Origin of the sequence: Labedella populi (assembly GCF_004078655.1) — a bacterium.
In the GTDB taxonomy this organism is placed as follows: domain Bacteria; phylum Actinomycetota; class Actinomycetes; order Actinomycetales; family Microbacteriaceae; genus Labedella; species Labedella populi.
Genome location: NZ_RZNC01000008.1, coordinates 63,590 through 87,593 on the forward strand (window position 1 = coordinate 63,590; position 24,004 = coordinate 87,593).

A 24,004-nucleotide genomic window follows, 5' to 3' on the forward strand; every position below is an offset into this window, starting at 1 on the left:
ACGAAAACTCCAGTCACCAGGGTTAGGGTTTTCGCAATCGACGGATGTAGTAACGTTACACATCCGCACCGGCGGGGCCGTCAGGCTTATTCGCAGAAGGGGAGGGTCCAATGGTTCTGGTTCGTCAGGAAATCGGGGACGTCTTGCGGGACTTCCGTCTGCAGAAGGGCCGGACGCTACGCCAGGTCGCCAGCAAGGCGAGCGTCGCTCTCGGATACCTGAGCGAGGTCGAGCGCGGGCAGAAGGAAGCGTCGAGCGAGATCCTCGCGTCGGTCGCCGAGGCCCTCGACACTCCGATCTCGGTCATCATGCGCGAAGTGGGCGACCGCTTGGCCGTGCTCGAGGGGATCGACCCGATCCCCGACACCGTTCCGGACGACTTCGTCGTCGAGCTCGACGCCGACCTCGTGGCAGGCTGAACGCCGAGAGAGCATCCGGCCGGAGCGCAGGCCGCGGGGACTCCGGTCCACCGCGACCCCACGGACATCACAGACGTCACGACCCCGTCGAGCATCGCTCGACGGGGTCTCGTCGTCGGTGGCCCCGGCCGCTGATGACCAGCAGTTACCGAACCACCGGAAGGGAACGCATGAAGCGCAGCGAGTTCGAGATCGCGGTGGTCGACGAGTTCGGCGACGGGTACGGGCGGGTCCTCGTGAACGACCTCTCCCTCTCGGCGTTGGGTGGGCGTTCGGCGAGAGAGGCCCTCGACGCCGGGATGGAGGTCCGGAGGGTGTGGCTCGCTCTCTGCGACGAGACGGACGTCCCCGTGAGCAGGCGAGCCGGCGTCGGCCGACCGGAGCCGCGCACCTGATCACGGATCCATCTTCGACACGGGTGTGTCGAGGATCGAACATGTGTTCGGGTCCTGCTACCGTCGTACACACGGGTGAGAAGCGCCGGATCTCCACCGATGCTGCTGCACCGCCGGCCGATGTCGGGGGTGCGTTCTATCGTCGGAGACATCAACGCCTCACGCTCCAGCCTTGCCGTACCGGCAGCCTATAGGCGCACCACGTGAGTGCCATCGGCGAGAACGTCTCGACGAGAAGCGCTTCATTCGCAGAGAGAAGGATCCCATGCCATCACCCGCAGACCGCGAGAAGTCACTCGAAACGGCTCTCGCCCAGATCGACCGCCAGTTCGGTAAGGGCTCCGTCATGCGCCTCGGAAGCGACGAGCGTGCTCCCGTCGAGGTCGTGTCGACCGGGTCCATCGCCCTCGATGTCGCGCTCGGTATCGGCGGGCTCCCGCGGGGCCGCATCGTCGAGATCTACGGTCCGGAGTCGTCGGGTAAGACCACTCTGACCCTGCACGCCATCGCCAATGCCCAGCGCGCCGGTGGCATCGCGGCCTTCATCGACGCGGAGCACGCTCTCGACCCCGAGTACGCGAAGAAGCTCGGCGTCGACATCGACGCGCTGCTCGTCTCCCAGCCCGACACGGGTGAGCAGGCTCTCGAGATCGCCGACATGCTCGTGCGCTCCGGCTCGATCGACCTGATCGTGATCGACTCGGTGGCGGCGCTCGTGCCGCGGGCCGAGATCGAGGGCGAGATGGGCGACTCGCACGTGGGTCTCCAGGCGCGGCTCATGTCCCAGGCGCTGCGCAAGCTCACCGGTGGTCTCAACCAGACCAACACCACGATGATCTTCATCAACCAGCTCCGTGAGAAGATCGGTGTCTTCTTCGGCAGTCCCGAGACGACCGCCGGTGGAAAAGCCCTCAAGTTCTACGCGTCGGTCCGCCTCGACATCCGTCGCATCGAGACGCTCAAGGACGGCACCGAGGCCGTCGGAAACCGCACGCGTGTCAAGGTCGTCAAGAACAAGATGGCGCCGCCCTTCAAGCAAGCGGAGTTCGACATCCTCTACGGTGTCGGCATCTCGCGCGAAGGCAGCCTCATCGACTTCGGCGTCGAGCACACCATCGTCAAGAAGTCCGGCGCGTGGTACACCTACGACGGCGAGCAGCTCGGCCAGGGCAAGGAGAACGCCCGCAACTTCCTGCTCAAGAACCCGGACATCGCCGCAGACATCGAGAGCAAGATCAAGGTCAAGCTCGGCATCGGCGTTCCGAAGAGTGACGAGGCGGCTCCCGACGAGTTGGCGGCCCGACGCGGTGCGTGATTCGTCCTCCGAGGCCCGCCTCGCCCCCGTCAGTTACCTGCCGGGGGCGGGGGCGGGGTCGGTCTCGTCCGAGCGGAACCGCAGCGCCGGGTCGGGATCGCGTTCGCCGAGCGACGACTCGGGTGCTGTGGTCTTGTCCCTCGCGTTCTCCGGATCCGGAGCCGAGTCGGACGACGGCAACGCCCCGGAGGTGGTCGAGCAGGCCGTCGTCGAGCAGCGGGTCCTGCGCGCGCTGTCGCGAAAAGCGTTGAGCGAATCGGAAGTGCGGGCACTCATCACGGAGAACGGGCTCGAGGGGGAGGAGGCGGAGACCCTCGTCGCGCGCCTCATCGATCTGCGGTACGTGGACGACCGCGTCCTCGCCGAGGAGCTCCGGCGACGGCTCTCCGAGGTCAAGGGGCAGAGCAAGGCTGCAGTAGCTAGGGCGCTCTCCGCTCGTGGCCTCGAGTCGGACATCGTCGCCGAGACCGTCGCAGAGATCGACGCCGACGACGAGCGTGCGGCCGCAAGAAATCTCGCGGAGAAGCGCGCGCGTCAACTCGGTTCACTCGATGCTCAGACCGTCGAGCGTCGCTTGTCCGGCTTCCTCGCACGTCGTGGCTACCCGGGTGGTCTCGTCCGTGAGGTCGTGTCCGAAGTCGTGCGGAAGCGCTCGGCGCCCTCGGGTGGTCCGCGCTTCCGGTGAACGGGGGAGTCCTCGCGCGCGTGGCGGTGACGCGGAGGCCGACCCGTGTCGCGTCGTAGACTGACCGCATCATGAGCACGATCGACTCGAACCTCCACACCGCAGACGCTGCGCTTCTCGGCGCCGTTCCGGCCCTCAGCACTGGAGCGGAAGATAGCTCTGCTCCGTCCGCCGTCCGCACCTACGAGGTCCGGACGTACGGGTGTCAGATGAACGTGCACGACTCGGAGCGGTTGAGCGGCTCGCTCGAAGCCGCGGGGTACACGCGGGCGGACGGTGTGGAGCCGGACGTCGTGGTCATCAACACGTGCGCGGTCCGCGAGAACGCCGACAACAAGCTCTACGGGAACCTGGGACAACTCGCGAGCATCAAGCGCCGTCACGACGGGATGCAGATCGCCGTCGGCGGGTGCCTCGCGCAGAAGGACAAGAACGTCATCCTGGAGAAGGCTCCCTGGGTCGATGTCGTCTTCGGCACCCACAACATGGGCTCTCTTCCGACGCTCCTCGAGCGGGCGCGCCACAACGGTGAGGCCCAACTCGAGATCCTCGAGTCGCTCGAGACCTTCCCGTCCACCCTCCCCACCCGGCGCGAGTCGGTGTCGAGCGGATGGGTGTCGATTTCGGTGGGGTGCAACAACACCTGCACGTTCTGCATCGTCCCGGCTCTGCGCGGCAAGGAGAAGGACCGTCGCCCGGGCGACATCCTCGCCGAGGTTCAGGCGCTTGTGGACGACGGCGCCGTCGAGGTCACCCTGCTCGGGCAGAACGTCAACTCGTACGGTGTGGACTTCGGCGACCGGCTCGCCTTCGGAAAGCTCCTGCGGGCCGTGGGGACCATCGACGGACTCGAGCGCATCCGGTTCACGAGTCCCCACCCCGCGGCCTTCACCGACGACGTCATCGACGCGATGGCCGAGACACCCGCCGTCATGCCGCAGCTGCACATGCCGCTCCAGTCCGGGTCGGACCGTATCCTCCGCGCGATGCGCCGGTCGTACCGGAGCGAGCGCTTCCTCGGCATCCTCGAGCGCGTACGGGAACGCATCCCGCACGCCGCAATCTCCACCGACATCATCGTGGGCTTCCCCGGCGAGACCGAAGCGGACTTCGCCGAGACTCTCCGTGTCGTCGCTGAGGCGCGCTTCGCCTCAGCCTTCACCTTCCAGTACTCGATCCGCCCCGGGACGCCGGCCGCCACGATGGACGACCAGATCCCGAAGGCCGTCGTCCAGGAGCGCTACGAGCGTCTGACGGCGCTGCAGGATCGCATCAGCCTCGAGGAGAACCAGGGGCAGATAGGCCGTGACGTCGAGGTGCTCGTCTCCGAGAGCGACGGGAAGAAGGACGCCGAGACGGCTCGCGTATCGGGTCGGGCCGAGGACTCGCGACTCGTCCACGTCGCTCTGCATGACGGGATGGAGCGCCCACGGCCCGGTGACGTGATCCGGGCGCGCGTGACGTACGCCGCCCCCTGGCATCTCCTGGCAGAAGCCCACGGCGGCGTGTCCGTCCGTCGAACCCGGTCCGGGGACGCGTGGGATCGTGCGCAGGCCGAGTCGTGCGGCATCCCGACTGCGCCGAGCGGCGGGGGGAGCGGTCCTCGACCCGTTTCACTCGGTCTTCCCTCCCTGCGGGTCGGCAGACCGGAGCCGACCACGTCGTCGACCATCGGGACACTCCCGATCTACCACCCCGACGACGACCAGCGGTGAACGGGCTCCGTCCGGCTCGGGTCGTCGCGATCGGAGGCTCGACCGGGACCGGCAAGAGCGACCTCTCCCTGGCGCTCGCGGCACGGCTGATCGCTGAGGGAGTGCCCGCGGAGATCATCAACGCGGACGCGATGCAGCTCTATCGTGGGATGGACATCGGCACCGCGAAGGTCCCCCAGCACGATCGGCTCGGCGTACCGCACCACCTCTTCGACGTTCTCGATGTCACCGAGGAAGCGTCCGTGGCGCGCTATCAGATCGAGGCTCGACGCATCGTCCAGGAGATCGCGGGCCGCGGCGCGGTTCCGATCCTGGTGGGCGGATCCGGGCTGTATCTCTCGAGCGTCCTCTTCGACTTCTCCTTCCCCGGGACCGACCCGGAGGTGCGCGATCGTCTCGAGCGCGAACTGGAGGAGACCGGTCCGGGCTCACTGTATGCCCGCCTCGCCGGCGTCGACCCCGAAGCCGCCCGGCGGATCGGGTCGAGCAACGGCCGTCGCCTCGTGCGTGCCCTCGAGATCGCGGAACTCACGGGGGACCCGGCGACCGGACTGCTTCCAGACCAATCAGCGCGACCCGAATCGAGCATTCTCGTCCTGTCGTCGCCTCGCGAGGACCTTGTGAAGCGGCTCGATGAGCGGGTCGAACGGATGTGGCGCGGCGGGTTGCTCGCCGAGGTGGCTCGGCTCGACGCGGTCGGGCTTCGTCGTGGGGTGACCGCCTCTCGGGCGATCGGATACGCCCAGGCGCTCCAACAGCTCGACGGGACAGCGACCCAGGAGGGGGCGATCGCGGAGACGCAACGGTTGACGCGCCGATACGCTCGTCGTCAGGTCTCGTGGTTCCGGCGCTACGAGGGAGCCCACGTCCTTGAGGCGGACGACGTCCGCGTCGTCGACGAGGCGTTCGCGGCGATCCGTCCGGTCGTCGGCCTCTCCGCCCGCCCGTAGGATTGGGGCCATGCCGACGACGATCGAGTTCACAAAGGGTCATGGAACCGGTAACGACTTCGTCCTGTACGCCGATCCGAACGGTGACGCGACTCTGACTCCCGCTCAGATCGCAGCCATCTGCGACCGCCACTTCGGGGTCGGGGCCGATGGCGTGATCCGCGCCATCCGTTCCCAGAACCTTCCCGAGGGGCGTGCCTTGCTCGCCGAGGCTCCCGAGGCGGAGTGGTTCATGGACTACAGCAATGCGGACGGGTCCGTCGCGGAGATGTGTGGAAACGGAATTCGGGTCTTCACGCGCTTCCTCGTCGACAACGGCTTCGCCACGCTCGAGACGGGCGACACACTCGCAATCGGTACGCGCGCGGGCGTGAAAGACGTGCAGCGCGGCGTGGACGGCTTCCAGGTCGACCTCGGGCGGTGGCGACTCGACCGGACCGACCCGCTGGTCCGCGTGAAGGACGTGGACGTTCCGCGACCGGGCCTCGGTATCGACGTGGGCAATCCCCACGTCGTCGTCGCCCTCGCCGACGAGGACGAACTCATCGGAGCGGACCTCGGCTACGCGCCCCAACTCGACCCGGTTCCCGTTGAGGGCGCCAACGTCGAACTCGTCGTCGCCCACGACCCGCTCGTCCGTGAGGGCGTCGGACGCATCCGGATGCGCGTGCACGAACGAGGATCGGGAGAGACGCTCTCCTGTGGCACGGGCGTCGCTGCTGCCGCTCTCGCAATCCGGCACTGGGCGGGCCGGGGAGCGCCGGATCAGTGGCGCGTCGACGTACCGGGCGGGCGCCTCGGCGTCCGGATGTTCGCGGCCGAGGACGGCGAGCACGTGGCTCTGTCGGGTCCGGCAGAGCTCGTCTACACGGGGACGCTCGACCTCGCGTGACGTTGAGGGACGAGCCGATGATCAGTCTGCGGCCGGCTCCGCTCGACGGCGAACCTTCAGGACGCGGTACCCCTTGCCCGTGGAGGCGCGCGTCACGTTGAACTCCTCGGGGAGAGTCGTGTCGAGCCACCGATGCAGGCTGTCCGACCCGAGGTTGCGCTGCACGACGAGATAGCCGTCCGAGCCGGGCCGCAAGCGAGGCACCCAGCGTTCGAGGATCGAGTGCAATTCGCGCTTCCCGACGCGGATCGGTGGATTCGACCAGATTGTGCGGAACGCCACGTCCTCGGGAACGTCGTCCGGCAGGACGGCACGCACGTTGTCGAGGCCGAGGCTCTCCGCGTTGCGCCGGACGAGCTCGAGGGCCCGCTCGTTGACGTCGACGGCCCACACCGTCGCACGCGGAGCCTCGAGTGCGAGGGTGAGCGCGATCGGACCCCACCCGCATCCCAGGTCGAGGAAGTCCCCACCGGGAGGAGGCGGTGGGACGGAGGAGAGGAGAACGGTCGTACCGACGTCGATGCGATCAGGGCTGAAGATCCCATTGCCTGTGTGGAGGCGGCGCGTCGATCCGGCGAGGGTCACGGTGAGCGGGCGCAAGCCCATCTCACTATCCGGCGAGGGGGTGAAATAGTGGTCGCCAGGCATAGACGTACGGTACAGGAGAGCCAGAGAGTAGGGTTAACCGGATGAATGAGACCCCCGTGGACGGCCAGGAGAACGACGACGCGGTCGAGCGAGTGCTGGCGAACGCGGGGCGTCCGTCGGCCGGATACTCCCTATTCGGTTCCGGCCGTGCGCAGGCCCTTCAAACGGATGCGAGCGCCGACTTCGACAGCGCTGACGGCGACCAGTTCGACCGGGAGGACCGCCAGGCGCTCCGCCGGGTCGGTGGCCTGTCGACGGAGCTTGAGGACGTCACCGAGGTCGAATACCGCCAGTTGCGGCTCGAGAACGTCGTACTCATCGGCGTGTACTCGCAAGGTTCGCTGCAGGACGCCGAGAATTCGCTGCGGGAGCTCGCCGCGCTGGCCGAGACCGCGGGAGCCGTCGTACTCGACGGTGTGCTCCAACGGCGCCCGCACCCGGACCCGAGTACGTACTTCGGCAAGGGCAAAGCCGAGGAACTGCGTGCCATCGTGTCGTCCCTCGGCGCCGACACCGTCATCGCCGACACGGAGCTCGCCCCGAGCCAGCGGCGTGCGCTGGAGGACGTCGTCAAGGTGAAGGTCATCGACCGCACCGCCGTCATCCTCGACATCTTCAGCCAGCACGCCAAGAGCCGCGAGGGCAAGGCGCAGGTCGAACTCGCCCAGCTCGAGTACCTGCTCCCGCGGTTGCGCGGCTGGGGCGAGTCGATGTCCCGACAGGCCGGTGGCCAGGTCGGTGGGGCGGGCGCCGGAATGGGCTCGCGCGGTCCCGGTGAGACGAAGATCGAGCTCGACCGACGCCGGATCAACACCCGGATGGCCAAGCTTCGCGCTCAGCTCAAGGGCTTCGCGCCCGCTCGTGAGGCGAAGCGGGCGAACCGCAAGCGCAACGAGGTGCCGAGCGTGGCGATCGCCGGCTACACCAACGCCGGGAAGTCGAGCCTGCTCAATCGCATCACGCGGGCCGGCGTCCTGGTGGAGAACGCCCTCTTCGCGACGCTCGACGCCACGGTCCGCCGCACGCAGACGGAGGACGGCCGCACCTACACACTCGCCGACACCGTCGGGTTCGTGCGCAACCTGCCGCACCAACTCGTCGAGGCCTTCCGGTCCACCCTCGAGGAAGTCGCCGACTCCGACGTCATCGTGCACGTCGTCGACGCGTCCCACCCGGATCCCGCATCCCAGATCGCGACGGTGCGTGATGTCATCGGGGACGTCGGGGGACGGGACATCACCGAGATCGTCGTCTTCAACAAGAGCGACATCGTCTCGGAGGACGACAGGCTCATCCTCCGCGGACTCGAGCCGACAGCGATCTTCGCGTCGGCGCGTACGGGTGAGGGCATCCCCGAGATCCTCGACCGCATCGCCGAGGCACTCCCGCGGCCGAGTGTGGTCATCGAGGCCCTCGTGCCGTACGACCGGGGTGAGCTCATCTCCATGCTCCATCGGCGCGCTCAGGTGACCTCGATCGACTACGTCGAGGAGGGCACGCGAGTCGAGGCCCTCGTGAGCGAGGAGATCGCGGCCCAATTGGGAGAGTTCGTGACCGCGCGTCGCCCGAACACGACGGACGAGGTCGCGGAGGTCTGAGCCTCCGCTCGACCGCGAGGGTCAGACGGAGCGGAGAACCGCGACGACCTTTCCCAGCACTTCGGCCTGATCGCCGAGGATCGGCTCGAAATTCGAGTTGCGGGGGAGGAGCCAGGTGTGGCCGTCGCGCTGGCGGAACACCTTGACCGTCGCCTCTCCGTCGAGCATCGCCGCGACGATGTCGCCGTTGTCGGCGGTGCGCTGCGCGCGGATGACGACCCAGTCGCCGTCGCAGATCGCGGCGTCGATCATCGAGTCGCCGGAGACATTGAGCATGAAGAGCTCGCCCTTGCCCACGAGCTGCCGGGGGAGAGGGAAGACCTCCTCGACGTGCTGCTCCGCCGTGATCGGGACGCCGGCGGCGATCCGACCGACGAGGGGCACCATCGCCGCGTCGCCGACGGGCGTCGAGTTCTCGTAGTCGAGCGACTCGGAGGCCGCTGACGGCAGCTCGATGAGGATCTCGAGCGCGCGGGGCCGGTTCGGATCGCGGCGCAGGTAGCCGGAGAGCTCGAGCTGGTTGAGTTGGTGGGTGACGCTCGAGAGGGACGCGAGCCCGACGGCGTCGCCGATCTCCCTCATGCTCGGCGGGTAGCCTCGCTGGCTGACCGAGCGCTGGATCACGTCGAGGATCGAGAGTTGCTTGTCGCTGAGGCTCTTGCGGCGTCGTGTGCCCTTGCCGGTTGCGCCGTCCGCGACCGAGGCCTCTGTCTTGCGGCCACCCCTCGTGCCGCTCGTCTCGTCGCTCATCCTGCCCGCCGTTTCCGCCCCGACGACTCGATGTCGGTGGCTCGTGATCTGCTGTCTTCCGACATCGAAACTGTATCCACGGTTCGCCCGGCAGACAAACATCTGTTCGAGTGTGTCGCGGAATCGGTGCCGGAATCATCCGAACACGCGCCTTGCGTGTTCGAACGTTCGAAGATATATTCGGAACAGAGATTCGCTTCGAGACCTCCCGGCCGAGGGCTCGAAGCGAACTCGCTTCCTTCCGGAGCAGTACCTCACCACACACGTCAGCCGACGAGTGGCCAGACCGGTGAGGTGCTTCACATCACGAGGAGAGCAACATGACCGCAGCATCGTTCAGTACCGCATCGTTCAGTACCGTTCCATTCGGCACCGGATCGCTCGGCGAGAAGCCCGCGTCGGCCCGCCTGCGCATCACGCGCCGGGGTCGGCTCGTCCTCGCGACCCTCGTCATCTCGCCCGTACTTGCTCTCGGCGCCGTCGCCGGCATCAACGCGACCTCGGCGATCGCGACCTCGGACGGCGCCGGATCGAGCGCGGCGGTCGTCGACTTCGAGTACGTGACGATCAACGCGGGGGAGTCGCTCTGGCAGGTCGCTGAGCGCATCGCACCCGCCTCCGATCCCCGAGACGTCGTCGCCGACATCGTCTCTCTCAACCAGTTGGGGTCGTCCTCGGTCGAGGCCGGGCAGCGTCTCGCGATCCCGTCCGCCTACTCGGCGCGGTGAGGGCGACGGGGCCGGGCACGCCCTCGTCCGCCGCTCTCGATCCCGGGTCGTCGATGGGTAGGCTCGACGGGTGACTTCCCTCGACGATCTGCCCGTCCGCGCCGACCTGCGCGGCAAGACTCCGTACGGTGCCCCGCAGAAGACGGTGCCCGTCGCGCTCAACGTCAACGAGAACACCCATCAGATCCCTGAGGCGGTCGCGCACGACATCGTGCAGTCGCTGGTCGTGGCCGTCCTCGGCGTCAACCGTTACCCGGATCGTGAGTTCGCAGTCCTGCGCGAGGCTCTCGCCGATTACCTGAATCGCGATCTCGTCGGCGACCAACGACTCACCGCCGCGAACGTCTGGGCCGCCAACGGATCGAACGAGGTCCTCCAGCAGGTCCTGCAGGCGTTCGGCGGCCCCGGCCGGTCGCTGTTGAGTTTCGAACCGACGTACTCGATGTATCCCCTCCTGGCCGACGGCACCGGGACCGGCTGGATCGCCGAGGGGCGCGACGAAGACTTCGAACTGTCACCGGATACGGCCGCGAGCGCCGTGCGCCGGCACGATCCCGACCTGGTCTTCCTGTGTTCTCCCAACAATCCCACGGGCACACCGCTCTCACTGGAGACGATCGAGGCGGTCTACGACGCGACCCGTGGCATGGTCGTCGTCGACGAGGCGTACGCCGAGTTCGCCCCGGACGGAACGCGGAGCGCTCTCACCCTCCTCCCCGGCCGCGGTCGGTTGCTGGTGTCCCGGACGATGAGCAAGGCTTTCGCCTTCGCCGGAGTCCGGCTCGGATATCTTGCCGCGGCGCCCGCGGTCACCGACGCGCTGCGACTCGTGCGCCTGCCGTATCACCTGTCCGCACTGACACAGGCCGCTGCGACGGCGGCGCTCCGCCACAGCGACGAGATGCTCGCGATGGTGGACGACATCCGGGTCCAGCGCGACCGCATCGTCATGCGCCTCACCGAACTCGGCTACCGCCCGTACCGCACCGAGAGCAACTTCGTGCTCTTCGGGGGAGTCCGCGACCCCCACGCCGTCTTCACGGCGCTGCTCGAGCGCGGCATCCTGGTCCGTGACCTCGCGATCGACGGGTGCCTGCGCGTTTCGGCCGGCACCGAGGCGGAGACCACCGCGTTCCTCGACGCGCTGGCGGAACTAGACTCGACGGCATGAGCAGTGGAAACCGGGTCGCGCGCATCCAGCGGGAGACCTCCGAGTCCTCGATCGATCTGCGTCTCGACCTCGATGGCACCGGGACGAGCGACATCCAGACGAGTGTCCCGTTCCTCGATCACATGCTGACGGCGTTCGCCAAGCACTCGCTGACCGACCTCACGATCCGGGCGTCCGGCGATGTCGAGATCGACGTGCACCACACCGTGGAGGACACGGGGATCGTGCTCGGTCAGGCGATCCGGGAGGCGCTCGGATCGAAGGCGAGTATCTCGCGATACGGTGACGCGCACGTCCCTCTCGACGAAGCGCTCGCCCGGGCCGTCGTCGACATCTCCGGTCGGCCCTACCTCGTCCACGACGGCGAGCCGGCGGGCTTCGAGTTCCACCTCATCGGCGGACACTTCACGGGATCGATGGTGCGCCACATCTTCGAGGCCATCACGGTGCACGCCGCGATGACCGTGCATGTGACCGTCCTCAGCGGGCGTGACCCTCACCACATCGCCGAAGCGGAGTTCAAGGCCTTCGCCCGTGCATTCCGCCAGGCGAAGGCGCTTGATCCGCTCGTGGTCGGCGTGCCCTCGACGAAGGGTGCGCTGTGAGTGCGCGTCGTGCCCGCGTCGTCGTCTTCGATTACGGATCCGGAAACGTCCACTCCGCCGTCAAGGCTCTCGAGCGAGCCGGTGGCGACGTCGAACTGACATCCGACAGGCGGGCGGCGCTCGAAGCCGACGGTCTCGTGGTTCCGGGCGTCGGTGCATTCGCAGCCGTGATGGAGTCGCTCAACGCGGCGCGCGGTGGCGAGATCGTCGACAAGCGTCTGGCGGGAGGCCGTCCGGTGCTGGGCATCTGCGTCGGTATGCAGGTCCTCTTCGACCGGGGCGTCGAGCGCGGCGTCGAGGCCGAGGGGCTCGGCGAGTGGCCCGGCACGGTCGAGGAGCTCACGGCCCCCGTTCTCCCGCACATGGGGTGGAACACCGTCGAGCCGGACGCCGGGAGCGTGCTCTTCGAGGGTCTCGAGGACGAGAGGTTCTACTTCGTCCATTCCTATGCTGCGTCCGATTGGTCGCTCCAGGTCGAGCCCCCGTTTCCGCAGCCCCGGCTCACATGGGCGACGCACGGGCAGCGATTCCTCGCGGCCGTCGAGAACGGTCCGCTCTCGGCGACCCAGTTCCACCCGGAGAAGTCCGGGGAGGCGGGCATCCGCCTGCTGTCCAATTGGCTCACCTCCCTCGCTTCTGACTAGGATCGTGTGCGGCCGCGAGCGGTCGACTCCAACCCGATCGAGGACACACCATGAGCGAGTTCAACCAGTCCCCTGACCTCGTGCTGCTTCCGGCCGTGGACATCGCGGGCGGCAAGGCCGTCCGACTGACGCAAGGCGAGGCCGGCACCGAGACCAACTACGGCGACCCGGTGGACGCGGCGACCGACTGGGCGAAGCAGGGCGCCGACTGGATCCACCTCGTCGACCTCGATGCGGCTTTCGGGCGCGGGAACAACGCAGCGGTCATCCGTCGCGTCATCAAGCAGGTCCGTGGCGTCAACGTCGAGTTGTCGGGCGGGATCCGCGACGACGAGTCGCTCGAAGCCGCTCTCGCGAGCGGGGCCAAGCGCATCAATCTCGGCACTGCCGCCCTCGAGAACCCGGAGTGGGCGGCGAACGTCATCGGTCAGTACGGCGAGGCCGTCGCCGTCGGGCTCGACGTCCGCGGCACGACGCTCGCGGCTCGCGGGTGGACGCAGGAGGGCGGCGACCTCTGGACGGTCCTCGAGCGTCTCGAGCAGGCCGGGTGCGCGCGCTACGTCGTCACGGACGTCACGAAGGACGGTACGCTCCGCGGACCCAACATCGACCTGCTCGAGCAGGTCCTGAGCCGGACCGATCGTCCCGTGATCGCGTCGGGCGGGGTCTCGAGCCTCGACGACATCGCCGCCTTGCGCGCGCTCGTCCCGCAGGGTCTCGAAGGGGCGATCGTCGGGAAGGCGCTCTACGCGGGTGCGTTCACGCTCGCCGAGGCGCTGGATGTCGCCGGGGACTGAGCCTGCGGACTCCGCAGGACGTCCGTGGGCGAACCGTTCCTTCGGGCACCACGACACGGCGCACGCGGGCGACGACGGTTCCGCGCCGCCCGAGCTCCTCGACGTCCTGGAGCGGTTCCGCACCGGTGCGGCCTCCCAGAGCGACGTCGTCGACGTGATCCGTTCCGCCCGCTTCCTCATCCCCCTCGTCGCCGAAGCCGGGGGAGTCGAGGAGAACGCCGAGGGGCTGCGCGTCGAGAAGACGCAAGAGTTGTCCATCGTCTCGGTGGCCGGCCCGGACGGACGGGCCGTGCTCCCGGTGTTCTCGTCCGTCACGGCGATGTCCGCCTGGAACTCGGACGCCAGGCCCGTTCCCGCCGACGGCACGCGCGTCGCCCTCGCGGCGGCGTCCGAGGACACCGAACTCGTCGTGGTGGACCCGGGAAGCGAGACCGAGTTCGTGGTGCGCCGACCGGCGCTCTGGTCGGTCGCCCGCAACGAGCCGTGGACCTCCGCCCCGGACGATCCCGAGGTCTTCGCCGCGTTCGACGCGTCGATCTCGACGGAACTCGGCGTGATCGCCGTGCGGGTGAACCATGGTGACCCGGACGCTCGGCTCCGGGCTCCCGAGGTGCAGGTCGTCCTCGAACTCGTCGCTGGACTGACGCGTGCGGAACTCGATCAGATCCTCGAGCGGCTCGCGCGACGCTGGGCTGCGGACGAGGTCATCGCGACGCGTGTCGACTCGCTCGCCGTGAAACTCACGACATCGGAGTGACGGCGTGACGGCGTGCGGTCAGCTGACGGGTCCCGTCCACTTCTCGCCCGGTCCCTGACCGATGGCGTCGGGGACGGTCGATGCCTCCCGGAAGGCGAGCTGCAGGGACCGCAACCCGTCACGCAGGCTGCGCGCGTGCATGTCGCTGACCTCGGGAGCCGCGGCCGTGATGAGGCCCGCGAGGGCGTTGATGAGTTTCCGCGCCTCGTCGAGGTCCTGCTGCGACTCGGGATCGTCGGCGAGGCCGCACTTCACGGCCGCTGCACTCATGAGGTGCACGGCCGTCGTCGTGATGACCTCGACGGCAGCGACATCGGCGATGTCCCGCGTCACGTCGGCGACAGTCGCCTCCGATGCGCCGTCCTCGAAACGGATGGATCCGGACTCACTGTTGCTCACTGCATTCCTCTGTTAGACTGCTTCGGGCTCCGGGACATCTGTCCCGGTACGAAAGTGGATGAACTCCCACCCGCGCTTGACCGATTACAGGTTACCGGGTCGTTGCACTCCGCCGGGCGCCGGCTCCTTCGGGAATCGGATGACCGGTCGACAACCAGCCTGTGGACCGTCGTGCTCTGCACGATGCGACACGGTGATTCTGGTTCCGGGTGCGGTGCCGAGTACGACGTGTCGTGCTCGGGTGTGTGCTTTTCTCCTTTCGCCTCGCCGGACGACCGTTCCGCGAGTGGCCGGAAGTCTCTAGAAGAGGAGCCACGCATCAGCGATCCCCGTACCAATGACCGTATCCGCGTCCCCGAAGTCCGCCTCGTCGGTCCGAGTGGAGAGCAGGTGGGCGTCGTGAAGATCGAGGTGGCCCTGCGTCTCGCGCAGGAAGCCGACCTGGATCTCGTCGAGGTCGCACCCAACTCGAAGCCGCCTGTGGCCAAGATCATGGATTACGGCAAGTTCAAGTACGAGGCTGCGCAGAAGGCCAAGGAGGCCCGGCGCAACCAGGCGAACACGATCCTCAAGGAGGTTCGTTTCCGCCTCAAGATCGACGGACACGACTACGAGACCAAGCGCAAGCGCGCCGAGGGATTCCTCCAGGCCGGCGACAAGGTCAAAGCGATGATCCTGTTCCGTGGACGCGAGCAGTCGCGCCCGGAGCTCGGTGTGCGTCTGCTTCAGAAGTTTGCGGAGGACGTTGCCGAATACGGCACCGTCGAGTCCACCCCGACGATCGACGGACGAAACATGGTCATGATCATCGGTCCGCTCAAGAACAAGTCCGAGGCCAAAGCAGAGGCCAACGCACAACGCGCCGCGAACAAGGCGGCTAAGCAGGAGGAAAAGAATGCCTAAGCAGAAGACGCACTCCGGTGCCAAGAAGCGATTCAAGGTCACCGGCAGCGGCAAGATCATGAAGCAGCAGGCGGGCATGCGCCACAACCTCGAGGTCAAGTCGGGCAAGCGCAAGCGCAGCCTGAACCGTGACGAGGTCGTCGCCCCTCAGGACCGCAAGGTCATCAAGAAGCTCCTCGGCATCTGATCCGCCGACCACGAACGCAAGGAAGACTTAAGAAATGGCAAGAGTAAAGAGGGCCGTCAACGCCCACAAGAAGCGTCGCGTCATCCTCGAGCGCGCTGAGGGCTACCGCGGCCAGCGTTCGCGCCTGTACCGCAAGGCCAAGGAGCAGGTCACCAAGTCCCTGACCTACTCGTACCGCGACCGCCGTGCCCGTAAGGGTGACTTCCGCCGCCTGTGGATCCAGCGCATCAATGCTGCGTCCCGCGCCAACGGTCTCACGTACAACCGCCTCATCCAGGGTCTCGGCCTCGCCGGCATCGAGGTCGACCGTCGCATCCTCGCCGAACTCGCCGTGAACGAGCCCGCCACGTTCGCCGCTCTCGTGAAGAGCGCGAAGGCTGCCCTGCCCGCCGACACGTCGGCCCCGAAGGGCGAGAACGCCGCATAATCGCGTCGACTGCATCATGACCGGACCGGTCGGGGGATTCCCCGGCCGGTCCGTCGTTTCGTCGGGGACGCGACGAGTCGCCGCCCTAGACTGGCGAGGTGATCGACAACCCGCGTTCGCCCCGTGTTCGAGCCGTCGCGAAACTGGCGAAGCGCTCCGCTCGCCAGGAGAGCGGTCTCTTCCTGCTCGAGGGGCCGCAGGCCCTCGGTGAAGCGCTGACGTGGAAGCCGGACCTCGTCCTCGAGTTCTTCGCCACGCCGACTGCCCTCGAACGCTACCCGACGGTCGCGACGGCCGCGGCCGAGGAGGGCCTCGAGGTGGAGTTCGTCACCGAGGACGTGCTCGCGGCTCTCGCCGATACGGTGACACCGCAAGGCGTCGTCGCGGTCTGCAGGCAGTTCCCCACCGCCCTGAAGGACGTGTTCGCGGAACCTCCACGCCTGATCGCCGTGCTCGAAGAGGTGCGCGACCCGGGCAATCTCGGCACCATCATTCGAGCAGCCGACTCCGCCGGTGCCGACGCCGTCATCCTGACCGGTCGCTCTGTCGACCTCTACAACCCGAAGGTCGTCCGGTCGACCACGGGTTCGCTCTTCCACCTCCCCGTCGCGGTGGACGCCGACCTCGCCGACGTCGTCGGCCGTTCGCGTGCAGCCGGGATGCGAGTTCTCGCCGCCGATGTGAAGGGGGAGAGCCTCCTCGATGTGCGGCGCGACGGCGTGCTCGGGGAGCCGACCGCGTGGGTGTTCGGCAACGAGGCGCGTGGCCTCGAGGACGAGATGCTCGGTCTCGCCGATCGTGCCGTGACGGTGCCGATCTTCGGTCACGCCGAGTCGATGAACCTCGCGACCGCAGCGTCCGTCTGCCTCTACGAGAGCGCGTTCGCCCAGCGCTCCTGACCGTCGCCCACAGGCCCATCATGACGTCACGAATGGGTAACGGTGACTCCCCGCAATGCGGAGGTAACACACGCTCACATACCGTGGAGGCATGGAGCAGCGATACATGCCGGAGACGACGTCCATTCCGACGGCGAAACTCGGTGAACCCCTCGTCGTCATCGAGGGCGTCAACAAGCACTACGGCGAGCTCCACGTCCTGAAGGACATCACGACGACCGTCACCCGCGGCGAGGTCGTCGTCGTGATCGGGCCGAGCGGGTCGGGCAAGTCAACGTTGTGCCGCGCGATCAACCGTCTCGAGACGATCGACTCCGGGTCGATCACGATCGACGGCAAGAAGCTCCCGGAGGAGGGGGCCGCTCTCGCGACCCTGCGGGCCGACGTCGGAATGGTGTTCCAGTCGTTCAACCTCTTCGCCCACAAGACGGTTCTCGAGAACGTCACCCTCGCGCCCATCAAGGTCAAGAAGATGTCGAAGAAGGATGCGACGGACCGCGCGATGGCTCTCCTCGAGCGCGTCGGTGTCGCGAACCAGGCGAACAAGATGCCGGCCCAGCTCTCGGGCGGTCAGCAGCAGCGTGTCGCGATCGCCCGGTCGCTCGCGATGAGCCCCAAGCTCATCCTCATGGACGAGCCCACGAGTGCGCTCGACCCGGAGATGATCAACGAGGTCCTCGATGTCATGGTCGGTCTTGCGAAAGAGGGGATGACGATGATCGTCGTGACCCACGAGATGGGATTCGCGCGGAAGGCGGCCGACCGGGTGCTCTTCATGGCCGATGGCCAACTCGTCGAGCAGGCGAAGCCCGAGGAGTTCTTCTCGAATCCCACGTCCGAGCGCGCCCAGGACTTCCTTTCGAAGATCCTCAATCACTGACGGGCGAGGCATCCGCCTCGCTCGGGTGATCCCCACAGCCTCATCGCTTCGGCGACAGGGAAACACAGCAGCAGTACAACCAAGAAGAGGGATATCTCATGATGCGCAAGAAGCTCTCCCTGGTGGCCCTCGCGGCCGCCAGCGCGTTCGCGCTCGCCGCGTGCGGCGGTTCGAGTGATTCGGCCAACCCGGGAACCGAGGTGGAGGAATCGCCCGAGTTCGCTGAAGGAAGCACCATGGCCGAGCTCGCCGAGGCCGGCTCCATCACGATCGGCACGAAGTTCGACCAGCCCCTGTTCGGTCTCGTCGGCCCCGACGGCACGCCCGTCGGCTTCGACGTCGAGATCGGCAAGATCATCGCCGCGAAGCTCGGTATCGCGGCAGAGGACATCGAGTGGACCGAGACGGTCTCGGCCAACCGTGAGCCGTTCATCGAGAACGGTCAGGTCGACATCGTCATCGCGACGTACACGATCAACGACGAGCGCAAGGAAGTCATCTCCTTCGCAGGCCCCTACTACGAGGCCGGTCAGTCCATCCTCACTCTCGAGGACAACGAGGACATCGAGAGCGAGGACGACCTCGTCGGTCAGCCCGTCTGCTCCGTCTCCGGGTCGACCCCTGCCGACAATCTCGCCGAACTCGGAGCAGAGGTCGTCCTGACCGACACGTACGCAAACTGCCTCGAGCCGCTGCGCACGGGCCAGGTCGTCGCGGTCAGCACCGACAACGTCATCCTCGCGGGCCTCGCTGCCCAGAACGAGGGCGAGTTCAAGGTCGTCGGCGAACCGTTCACGCAGGAGCCCTACGGCATCGGCCTCGCGAAGGACGACACCGAGTTCCGCAACTGGATCAACGACGTCCTCGAGGAGTCCTACGAGGACGGCTCGTACGAGCAGGCATGGGAAGACACGGCCGGCGCCGTGCTCCCGTACGTCGAGCCGCCGACAGTCAACCGCTACGAGGACTGACCCCGTGACGAGCGGTCCCTCGCGCACGACATGTGCGAGGGACCGCTCGCCCGCTCCCGCTCCACCAGAGAGGCCTCGCCCGTGCAGGTGATCTTCGACAACCTCCCCACCTTCTGGGGCGGGTTCCTCATGACCCTTCAACTCACCGTCGTCGGTGGGTTCTTCGCGACCGTGATCGGCTCGATCATCGCCGTGTTCCGGATCTCCCCGGTCGCGTCGCTCCGCGGTTTCGCCACCGTGTACACCGAGATCGTGCGATGCACGCCGCTCACTCTCGTGTTCTTCTTCTGCGCCGTGGTGCTTCCGATCCTCGGGGTCGACTTCCCCTACCTGACGTTCGCGTTCATCGCCCTGTCCGTCTACACGTCGCCCTTCGTCGCCGAGGCGCTCCGCTCCGGCATCAACGGGGTCGCGATCGGACAGGCCGAGGCCGCACGGAGCCTCGGGCTCGGATTCGGTCAGACCGTCGGACTCGTCGTCTTCCCGCAAGCCATCCGCATGACGATCCCGCCGCTCATCAACGTGTTCATCGCACTGACGAAGAACACCTCGATCGCGGGCGCGTTCTTCGTTCCCGAGCTCTTCGCTGCGGGCCGCGCCCTCGTCAACCAGAACGGGAACGCGGTCATCGCGCTCCTCCTCGGCGTCGCTTTCTTCTACCTCGTCATCACGGTGCCGCTCGGCCAGATCGCCGCGCACCTCGAGCGAAAGGTCGCGGTGACGCGATGAGCGGCTCAGCAATCCTCTTCGACGCCCCGGGTCCCAAGGCCCGGCGCCTCTCCCGAATCCTCTCGGTCGTCGGGATCGTCCTCATCGCCGCCGGGCTCGCCTGGGTCGTCATGACGCTCGCAGCCCCTCGCCAGACGTCAGGCGGCCTCGAACTCCCCGGGATGTTCGACGAGTCCCGCTGGGACATCTTCGCCGAACCCATCGTCTGGCGATCGATCGGTGAAGCGACCGTCCGCACGCTGCAGGCGTTCGCGTTCGGAGCCGTCGGAGCGCTCATCCTCGGAGTGGTCCTCTCGATCCTGCGCACGGCGGCCAACCCGTGGGTCCGAATTCCGGCGACCGTCCTCATCGAGTTCTTCCGCGGCATGCCCGTGCTGCTCATGATGCTCTTCATCCTCCTCGTCTTCTCGACGGGGGCCCTCTGGGCGGTGGTCGCCGCGCTCGTCGTGTACAACGGGACGCTCATCGCCGAGGCGCTCCGCGCCGGCATCGAGTCGCTCCCCAAGGGGCAGCGGGAGGCCGGCCTGAGTCTGGGGCTCACGCCGCTGCGCACACGGCTGCTCATCGAGTTCCCGCAGGCGTTCCGGCAGATGCTCCCCATCATCGTGGCCCAGCTCGTCGTTCTCCTGAAGGACAGCTCCCTCGGCTACATCGTCGGTTATCCCGAGCTGCTCCGCACGACGACGAACTACCTCGCGAACTTCTACGGCAATCGCTACATGTTCTCGCTGTTCTTCGTGGCCCTCGCGATCTACCTCACCATCAACCTCCTCCTGTCGTGGTTCGCCCGGTGGCTTTCGCGTCGGACAGGTTCGGGTTCGCGGCGGCTCGGTGCGGCTGGTCCTGCCGGCGCGGGAGGAGCTCCCCTCGGCGCGGGCGAGGACACGGCCTCCGCTGCTGCGTCGTCGAACCTCTGACGCCGACGGCCCGACGATGACTCACTAGACTGGGTGATCGTGTCCGAACCCACTCCCATCACGGAAGAAGCGGTCTCCGCCGCGGTCGACGCGGCCCTCGCCGCCGTCGCGAGCGCGACCGATTCCGCAACGCTCAAGCAGGTCCGCGCCGAGCACACGGGGGAGCGCTCGACGCTCGCCCGCTTGAACGGTGAACTGCGCAATGTCGCCCCCGAGCTGAAGGCGCCGCTCGGCAAGCTCGTCGGCCAGGCGCGGGGTCGCGTGAACCAGGCGTTCTCGGCGCGGGAGCAGGAGCTCGTCCTCGAGGAGGAGAACGCCCGCCTCGCCGCAGAGACCGTCGACGTGACCGCCGTCGCCACCGCCTACCGCCCCGGCGCGCGCCACCCGCTCACGCTCCTGCAGGAGCGTGTCTCCGACGTCTTCGTCGGCATGGGGTGGGAGATCGCGGAGGGTCCCGAGGTCGAGAGCGAGTGGTTCAACTTCGACGCCCTCAACTTCGACGCGGACCACCCCGCACGGGCGATGCAGGACACGTTCTTCATCGACCCCGTCGACTCGCACCTCGTCCTGCGCACGCACACGTCGCCCGTGCAGATCCGGGCGCTCCTCGAGCGCGAGCTGCCCGTCTACGTGCTCGCGCCCGGACGGACCTACCGCACCGACGAGCTCGACGCGACGCACACCCCCGTTTTCAGTCAATTCGAGGGTCTCGCGGTCGACAAGGGCCTGACGATGGCGCACTTGCGCGGAACGCTCGAGCACGCCGCGCGCACGCTCTTCGGTGACGAGGCGAAGATCCGTCTGCGGCCGAGCTACTTCCCCTTCACCGAGCCGAGTGCTGAACTCGACCTCTGGCACCCGACGTTCTCGGGCGGTGCGCGCTGGATCGAGTGGGGCGGGTGCGGCATGGTGCACCCGAACCTGCTGCGCGCGGCGGGCATCGACCCGGAGGTCTACTCCGGCTTCGCGTTCGGAATGGGCCTCGAGCGCACGCTCATGTTCCGTTCGGACGTGCAGGACATGCGCGACATGGTCGAGGGCGACATCCGCTTCTCGCAGCAGTTCGGGATGGTGGTGTGACGATGAGGATTCCGCTCAGTTGGCTCGCGGAGTTCGTCGAGTTCGCGCCCGGCACGACGCCGGAGGACGTGCACGCCGCGCTCGTCCGCGTCGGTCTCGAGGAGGAGGACATCCACCGCGTCGAGCTCTCCGGACCGATCGTGGTCGGCGAGGTCCTCGACTTCGTCGAGGAGCCGCAGAAGAACGGCAAGACCATTCGCTGGTGCCAGGTCCGCGTCGCGCCCGAGGGCGAGACGGCGGCCGACGGCGGCGAGAGCGTGCACGGCATCGTGTGCGGCGCCGGCAACTTCCTCGTCGGCGACAAAGTCGTCGTGACGCTCCCGGGCGCCGTGCTCCCCGGTCCGTTCCCCATCGCGGCTCGTAAGACCTACGGTCACGTCTCCGACGGCATGATCGCGTCGTCCCGCGAGCTGGGTCTCGGCGACGAGCACGACGGCATCCTCCGACTCGTCGAGCTCGGACTCGGCGATGCCGAGGTCGGGAGCGACGCGATCGCGCTCCTCGGGCTCGACGACTCGGCCGTCGAGATCAACGTGACGCCCGATCGCGGCTACGCCTTCTCCATCCGTGGCGTCGCGCGCGAGTACGCCCACGCGACGGGTGCAGCCTTCACCGATCCCGCTGAGGCGTTCTCGCGCCCGCCGGCACGGGAGGGCGGCTACCCGGTCTCGATCCAGGACTCCGCGCCCATCCGTGGTCGCGCCGGTGCGAGCGTCTTCGTCGCGCGCACCGTGCGCGGGGTCGACGTGTCGAAGCCGACCCCGATGTGGATGTCGTCGCGGTTGCGCCTCGCGGGCATCCGGTCGATCTCCCTGCCCGTCGACATCACGAACTATGTGATGCTCGAGCTCGGTCAGCCGATCCACGGCTACGATCTCGGCGCGCTCCGCGGCGGCATCGTCGTCCGTCGGGCTGCACCGGGGGAACACCTCACGACGCTCGACGGGCAGAACCGTGCCCTCGATCCCGAGGATCTGCTCATCACCGACGACAGCGGCCCCATCGGGCTCGCGGGTGTCATGGGCGGGGCGAGCACGGAGATCGGCTCGACGACGACGGACGTGCTCATCGAGGCGGCGCGCTTCGATCCGGTCTCGATCGCTCGCACGGCTCGTCGGCACAAGCTGCCGAGCGAGGCGTCCAAGCGTTTCGAGCGGGGCGTGGATCCCAACGTCGCCTCGAACGCGGCCGATCGCGTCGCCGAGCTCCTCGTCGAGCTCGCCGGCGGCCGTGTCGACGAGGAGACCACGGCCATCGACGACGCCGAGCAGCCCTCGAGCATCTCGCTGCCCGATGGCTACGTCTCCCGCATCGTCGGCTTCGAGGCCGAACGCGATGAGACGATCGCCGCTCTGCGCGAGATCGGGTGCACGGTCGATGACTCCGAGCCGGACCTCTCCGTCGTGGCGCCCTCGTGGCGTCCCGATATCACCGAGCGTGCCGACCTCGCCGAGGAGGTCGCCCGGATCCTCGGCTACGACCGTATCCCCGCGGTCCTTCCCGTCGCTCCGCCCGGACGCGGCCTCACGCCGGCCCAAGTGATCCGGCGACGGGTCGCCGACGCGCTGGCCGCCTGGGGGGCCACGGAAGTCCTCGCCTACCCGTTCGTCGCTGCGGAGCAGAATGCGCTCTTCGGCGCGCCGGACGGTGACACGCCCGAGTCCGTGCGCGTCGCCAATCCCCTCGACGCAACCGTGCCGTTCCTGCGGACCTCTCTGCTGCCCGGCCTTCTCGCCGTCGCGAGCCGCAACACTTCGCGTGGGCTCACCGACCTCACCGTCTTCGAAGCGGGGACCGTCTTCCGTCCCGCACGCGGTCGGTCGTACGGTCAGCGTGTCCTGCCGTCGGCCGTGGGGCGTCCGAGCGCCGAGGAGCTCGCGAAACTGCAGGACGGAATTCCGCCGCAGCCGCGACACGTCGGTGTCGTCTCGCTCGGGAACCGCCTCCCGAAGCGCGCGGGGGAGCCAGCGGTTCCGGCCGGTCTGGCTGACGTCCTGGCCGCCGTCCGGGTGATCGCACTCGCGACCGGGGTGCGGATCGATGTCGCGCAGGGCCGCCACCACGCGTTCCACCCCGGACGCACAGCGGTCCTCAGCGTCGGTGGTGCGTTGATCGGCTACGCAGGAGAGCTTTTGCCGGCTGTTGCGCTCGACGCCGACCTGCCGCGCACGGTCGCCGCGCTCGAGCTCGACCTCGACGCCGTCATCGCAGCGGCGCCGACGACGATCGATGCGTCTCCGATCGCCGTCATGCCGGCGGCGACCCAGGATCTGTCGCTCGTGGTCGAGCAGCGCGTCGCGGCGGCTGCCGTGCTCGCCGCCGTGAGGGAAGGCGCCGGGGACCTGCTCGAGGACATCCGCCTCGTCGACGACTACCGGGGTGCGGGACTCGAGGAGGGGACGAAGAGCCTCACGTTCGCTCTGCGGTTCCGGTCGAACGATCACACCCTGACAGCGGCCGAGGCGAGCGAGGCGAAGCTCGCCGGAGCGGCGCTCGCGGGGAGTCGGTTCGGCGCGACGATCCGCGAGTAAGTCGTCGGAACG

Annotated in this window: 27 protein-coding genes; 24 read left to right on the forward strand and 3 right to left on the reverse strand. The window is 67.9% G+C overall.

Translation table 11 applies throughout. The features are described from left to right. The first annotated feature begins 110 nt into the window (after positions 1–110). The 7 genes from ELQ92_RS15420 (at position 111) to dapF (ending at position 6,371) form a co-directional block, all read left to right on the forward strand. Complete coding sequence (locus ELQ92_RS15420) at positions 111–419, forward strand: helix-turn-helix domain-containing protein (protein WP_128500216.1); 309 nt, start codon at positions 111–113, stop codon at positions 417–419. A gap of 170 nt (positions 420–589) precedes the next feature. Beyond that, complete coding sequence (locus ELQ92_RS15425; RefSeq protein WP_128500217.1) at positions 590–814, forward strand: DUF3046 domain-containing protein; 225 nt, start codon at positions 590–592, stop codon at positions 812–814. Positions 815–1,079: 265 nt separating this feature from the next. Further along, entirely contained in the window at positions 1,080–2,129 is a 1,050-nt protein-coding gene (recA, locus tag ELQ92_RS15430; RefSeq protein WP_128500218.1) for a recombinase RecA, read from the forward strand. Continuing rightward, positions 2,122–2,814, forward strand: coding sequence for a regulatory protein RecX (locus tag ELQ92_RS15435; protein ID WP_166426818.1), 693 nt, complete (start codon positions 2,122–2,124; stop codon positions 2,812–2,814). The genes recA and ELQ92_RS15435 overlap by 8 nt, the downstream gene beginning before the upstream one ends. A gap of 71 nt (positions 2,815–2,885) precedes the next feature. Further along, positions 2,886–4,529, forward strand: a complete 1,644-nt coding sequence (gene miaB / locus ELQ92_RS15440) for a tRNA (N6-isopentenyl adenosine(37)-C2)-methylthiotransferase MiaB (RefSeq protein ID WP_128500220.1) — start codon at positions 2,886–2,888, stop codon at positions 4,527–4,529. After that, positions 4,526–5,479, forward strand: a complete 954-nt coding sequence (miaA, locus tag ELQ92_RS15445) for a tRNA (adenosine(37)-N6)-dimethylallyltransferase MiaA (protein ID WP_128500221.1) — start codon at positions 4,526–4,528, stop codon at positions 5,477–5,479. The genes miaB and miaA overlap by 4 nt, the downstream gene beginning before the upstream one ends. A 10-nt stretch (positions 5,480–5,489) precedes the next feature. Beyond that, positions 5,490–6,371, forward strand: coding sequence for a diaminopimelate epimerase (dapF, locus tag ELQ92_RS15450; RefSeq protein ID WP_128500222.1), 882 nt, complete (start codon positions 5,490–5,492; stop codon positions 6,369–6,371). A gap of 21 nt (positions 6,372–6,392) precedes the next feature. On the opposite strand, the gene ELQ92_RS15455 is transcribed toward dapF, so the two are convergent. Beyond that, positions 6,393–7,019: a class I SAM-dependent methyltransferase gene (locus ELQ92_RS15455; protein ID WP_166426819.1), complete on the reverse strand. Its 627-nt coding sequence runs from the start codon at positions 7,017–7,019 to the stop codon at positions 6,393–6,395. Between the two features lie 41 nt (positions 7,020–7,060). Between ELQ92_RS15455 and hflX the strand changes: the two genes are divergently transcribed. Then, a complete protein-coding gene (gene hflX / locus ELQ92_RS15460) occupies positions 7,061–8,617 on the forward strand; it encodes a GTPase HflX (RefSeq protein ID WP_128500223.1) in 1,557 nt (518 codons plus the stop codon). Positions 8,618–8,638: 21 nt separating this feature from the next. Here hflX and lexA read toward each other — a convergent pair whose 3' ends face one another. Next, positions 8,639–9,367: a transcriptional repressor LexA gene (lexA, locus tag ELQ92_RS15465; protein ID WP_128500224.1), complete on the reverse strand. Its 729-nt coding sequence runs from the start codon at positions 9,365–9,367 to the stop codon at positions 8,639–8,641. A gap of 320 nt (positions 9,368–9,687) precedes the next feature. On the opposite strand from lexA, the gene ELQ92_RS15470 reads away from it, so the two are divergent. The 6 genes from ELQ92_RS15470 to ELQ92_RS15495 all read left to right on the forward strand — a co-directional run bounded on the left by ELQ92_RS15470 (position 9,688) and on the right by ELQ92_RS15495 (position 14,069). Next, entirely contained in the window at positions 9,688–10,095 is a 408-nt protein-coding gene (locus tag ELQ92_RS15470) for a LysM peptidoglycan-binding domain-containing protein (RefSeq protein ID WP_128500225.1), read from the forward strand. Positions 10,096–10,165: 70 nt separating this feature from the next. Beyond that, complete coding sequence (locus tag ELQ92_RS15475) at positions 10,166–11,266, forward strand: histidinol-phosphate transaminase (protein ID WP_128500226.1); 1,101 nt, start codon at positions 10,166–10,168, stop codon at positions 11,264–11,266. Further along, positions 11,263–11,871 (forward strand): imidazoleglycerol-phosphate dehydratase HisB, encoded by a 609-nt coding sequence (gene hisB, locus ELQ92_RS15480; protein ID WP_128500227.1) that lies wholly within the window; start codon positions 11,263–11,265, stop codon positions 11,869–11,871. The genes ELQ92_RS15475 and hisB overlap by 4 nt, the downstream gene beginning before the upstream one ends. Continuing rightward, positions 11,868–12,515 (forward strand): imidazole glycerol phosphate synthase subunit HisH, encoded by a 648-nt coding sequence (gene hisH, locus ELQ92_RS15485; protein WP_128500228.1) that lies wholly within the window; start codon positions 11,868–11,870, stop codon positions 12,513–12,515. Before hisB ends, hisH begins: the two co-directional genes overlap by 4 nt. A gap of 50 nt (positions 12,516–12,565) precedes the next feature. Next, the gene (gene priA, locus ELQ92_RS15490) at positions 12,566–13,312 is read left to right on the forward strand and encodes a bifunctional 1-(5-phosphoribosyl)-5-((5-phosphoribosylamino)methylideneamino)imidazole-4-carboxamide isomerase/phosphoribosylanthranilate isomerase PriA (RefSeq protein ID WP_128500229.1); all 747 of its coding nucleotides are present in this window, start codon (positions 12,566–12,568) and stop codon (positions 13,310–13,312) included. Continuing rightward, complete coding sequence (locus ELQ92_RS15495) at positions 13,296–14,069, forward strand: SseB family protein (protein ID WP_128500230.1); 774 nt, start codon at positions 13,296–13,298, stop codon at positions 14,067–14,069. The genes priA and ELQ92_RS15495 overlap by 17 nt, the downstream gene beginning before the upstream one ends. An 18-nt stretch (positions 14,070–14,087) precedes the next feature. Here the strand turns inward: ELQ92_RS15495 and ELQ92_RS15500 are convergent, their stop codons facing one another. After that, on the reverse strand, positions 14,088–14,444 hold the full coding sequence (locus ELQ92_RS15500; protein WP_128500249.1) for a DUF1844 domain-containing protein: 357 nt from the start codon (positions 14,442–14,444) through the stop codon (positions 14,088–14,090). Between the two features lie 342 nt (positions 14,445–14,786). Between ELQ92_RS15500 and infC the strand changes: the two genes are divergently transcribed. From infC to pheT, 10 genes are all read left to right on the forward strand, one after another. After that, positions 14,787–15,371 carry a translation initiation factor IF-3 gene (gene infC, locus ELQ92_RS15505; protein ID WP_128495988.1) on the forward strand — a complete coding sequence of 195 codons (585 nt, stop codon included), beginning with the start codon at positions 14,787–14,789 and terminating at the stop codon, positions 15,369–15,371. Then, entirely contained in the window at positions 15,364–15,558 is a 195-nt protein-coding gene (gene rpmI, locus ELQ92_RS15510; RefSeq protein ID WP_128495827.1) for a 50S ribosomal protein L35, read from the forward strand. Before infC ends, rpmI begins: the two co-directional genes overlap by 8 nt. A 34-nt stretch (positions 15,559–15,592) precedes the next feature. Continuing rightward, positions 15,593–15,985, forward strand: coding sequence for a 50S ribosomal protein L20 (rplT, locus tag ELQ92_RS15515; protein ID WP_128500231.1), 393 nt, complete (start codon positions 15,593–15,595; stop codon positions 15,983–15,985). A gap of 98 nt (positions 15,986–16,083) precedes the next feature. Beyond that, positions 16,084–16,884 carry a TrmH family RNA methyltransferase gene (locus ELQ92_RS15520; protein ID WP_128500232.1) on the forward strand — a complete coding sequence of 267 codons (801 nt, stop codon included), beginning with the start codon at positions 16,084–16,086 and terminating at the stop codon, positions 16,882–16,884. A gap of 106 nt (positions 16,885–16,990) precedes the next feature. After that, positions 16,991–17,764 (forward strand): amino acid ABC transporter ATP-binding protein, encoded by a 774-nt coding sequence (locus ELQ92_RS15525; RefSeq protein WP_128495987.1) that lies wholly within the window; start codon positions 16,991–16,993, stop codon positions 17,762–17,764. 98 nt (positions 17,765–17,862) lie between these two features. Further along, positions 17,863–18,735 (forward strand): glutamate ABC transporter substrate-binding protein, encoded by an 873-nt coding sequence (locus tag ELQ92_RS15530; RefSeq protein WP_128495824.1) that lies wholly within the window; start codon positions 17,863–17,865, stop codon positions 18,733–18,735. 81 nt (positions 18,736–18,816) lie between these two features. Further along, complete coding sequence (locus tag ELQ92_RS15535) at positions 18,817–19,464, forward strand: amino acid ABC transporter permease (protein WP_128495823.1); 648 nt, start codon at positions 18,817–18,819, stop codon at positions 19,462–19,464. Further along, on the forward strand, positions 19,461–20,381 hold the full coding sequence (locus tag ELQ92_RS15540; RefSeq protein WP_128500233.1) for an amino acid ABC transporter permease: 921 nt from the start codon (positions 19,461–19,463) through the stop codon (positions 20,379–20,381). The genes ELQ92_RS15535 and ELQ92_RS15540 overlap by 4 nt, the downstream gene beginning before the upstream one ends. Positions 20,382–20,420: 39 nt before the next feature. Continuing rightward, positions 20,421–21,461: a phenylalanine--tRNA ligase subunit alpha gene (pheS, locus tag ELQ92_RS15545; protein WP_128495821.1), complete on the forward strand. Its 1,041-nt coding sequence runs from the start codon at positions 20,421–20,423 to the stop codon at positions 21,459–21,461. A 2-nt stretch (positions 21,462–21,463) separates the two neighbouring features. Continuing rightward, positions 21,464–23,992, forward strand: coding sequence for a phenylalanine--tRNA ligase subunit beta (gene pheT / locus ELQ92_RS15550; RefSeq protein ID WP_128500234.1), 2,529 nt, complete (start codon positions 21,464–21,466; stop codon positions 23,990–23,992). Positions 23,993–24,004: the final 12 nt, after the last annotated feature.

Coding starts and splice junctions, on each gene's coding strand:
- ELQ92_RS15420 (WP_128500216.1), top strand. CDS start 111: ATGGTTCTGGTTCGTCAGGAAATCGGGGACGTCTTGCGGGACTTCCGT.
- ELQ92_RS15425 (WP_128500217.1), top strand. CDS start 590: ATGAAGCGCAGCGAGTTCGAGATCGCGGTGGTCGACGAGTTCGGCGAC.
- recA (WP_128500218.1), top strand. CDS start 1,080: ATGCCATCACCCGCAGACCGCGAGAAGTCACTCGAAACGGCTCTCGCC.
- miaB (WP_128500220.1), top strand. CDS start 2,886: ATGAGCACGATCGACTCGAACCTCCACACCGCAGACGCTGCGCTTCTC.
- dapF (WP_128500222.1), top strand. CDS start 5,490: ATGCCGACGACGATCGAGTTCACAAAGGGTCATGGAACCGGTAACGAC.
- ELQ92_RS15455 (WP_166426819.1), bottom strand. CDS start 7,019: ATGCCTGGCGACCACTATTTCACCCCCTCGCCGGATAGTGAGATGGGC.
- hflX (WP_128500223.1), top strand. CDS start 7,061: ATGAATGAGACCCCCGTGGACGGCCAGGAGAACGACGACGCGGTCGAG.
- lexA (WP_128500224.1), bottom strand. CDS start 9,367: ATGAGCGACGAGACGAGCGGCACGAGGGGTGGCCGCAAGACAGAGGCC.
- ELQ92_RS15470 (WP_128500225.1), top strand. CDS start 9,688: ATGACCGCAGCATCGTTCAGTACCGCATCGTTCAGTACCGTTCCATTC.
- hisB (WP_128500227.1), top strand. CDS start 11,263: ATGAGCAGTGGAAACCGGGTCGCGCGCATCCAGCGGGAGACCTCCGAG.
- priA (WP_128500229.1), top strand. CDS start 12,566: ATGAGCGAGTTCAACCAGTCCCCTGACCTCGTGCTGCTTCCGGCCGTG.
- ELQ92_RS15495 (WP_128500230.1), top strand. CDS start 13,296: ATGTCGCCGGGGACTGAGCCTGCGGACTCCGCAGGACGTCCGTGGGCG.
- rpmI (WP_128495827.1), top strand. CDS start 15,364: ATGCCTAAGCAGAAGACGCACTCCGGTGCCAAGAAGCGATTCAAGGTC.
- rplT (WP_128500231.1), top strand. CDS start 15,593: ATGGCAAGAGTAAAGAGGGCCGTCAACGCCCACAAGAAGCGTCGCGTC.
- ELQ92_RS15525 (WP_128495987.1), top strand. CDS start 16,991: ATGCCGGAGACGACGTCCATTCCGACGGCGAAACTCGGTGAACCCCTC.
- ELQ92_RS15530 (WP_128495824.1), top strand. CDS start 17,863: ATGATGCGCAAGAAGCTCTCCCTGGTGGCCCTCGCGGCCGCCAGCGCG.
- ELQ92_RS15540 (WP_128500233.1), top strand. CDS start 19,461: ATGAGCGGCTCAGCAATCCTCTTCGACGCCCCGGGTCCCAAGGCCCGG.
- pheT (WP_128500234.1), top strand. CDS start 21,464: ATGAGGATTCCGCTCAGTTGGCTCGCGGAGTTCGTCGAGTTCGCGCCC.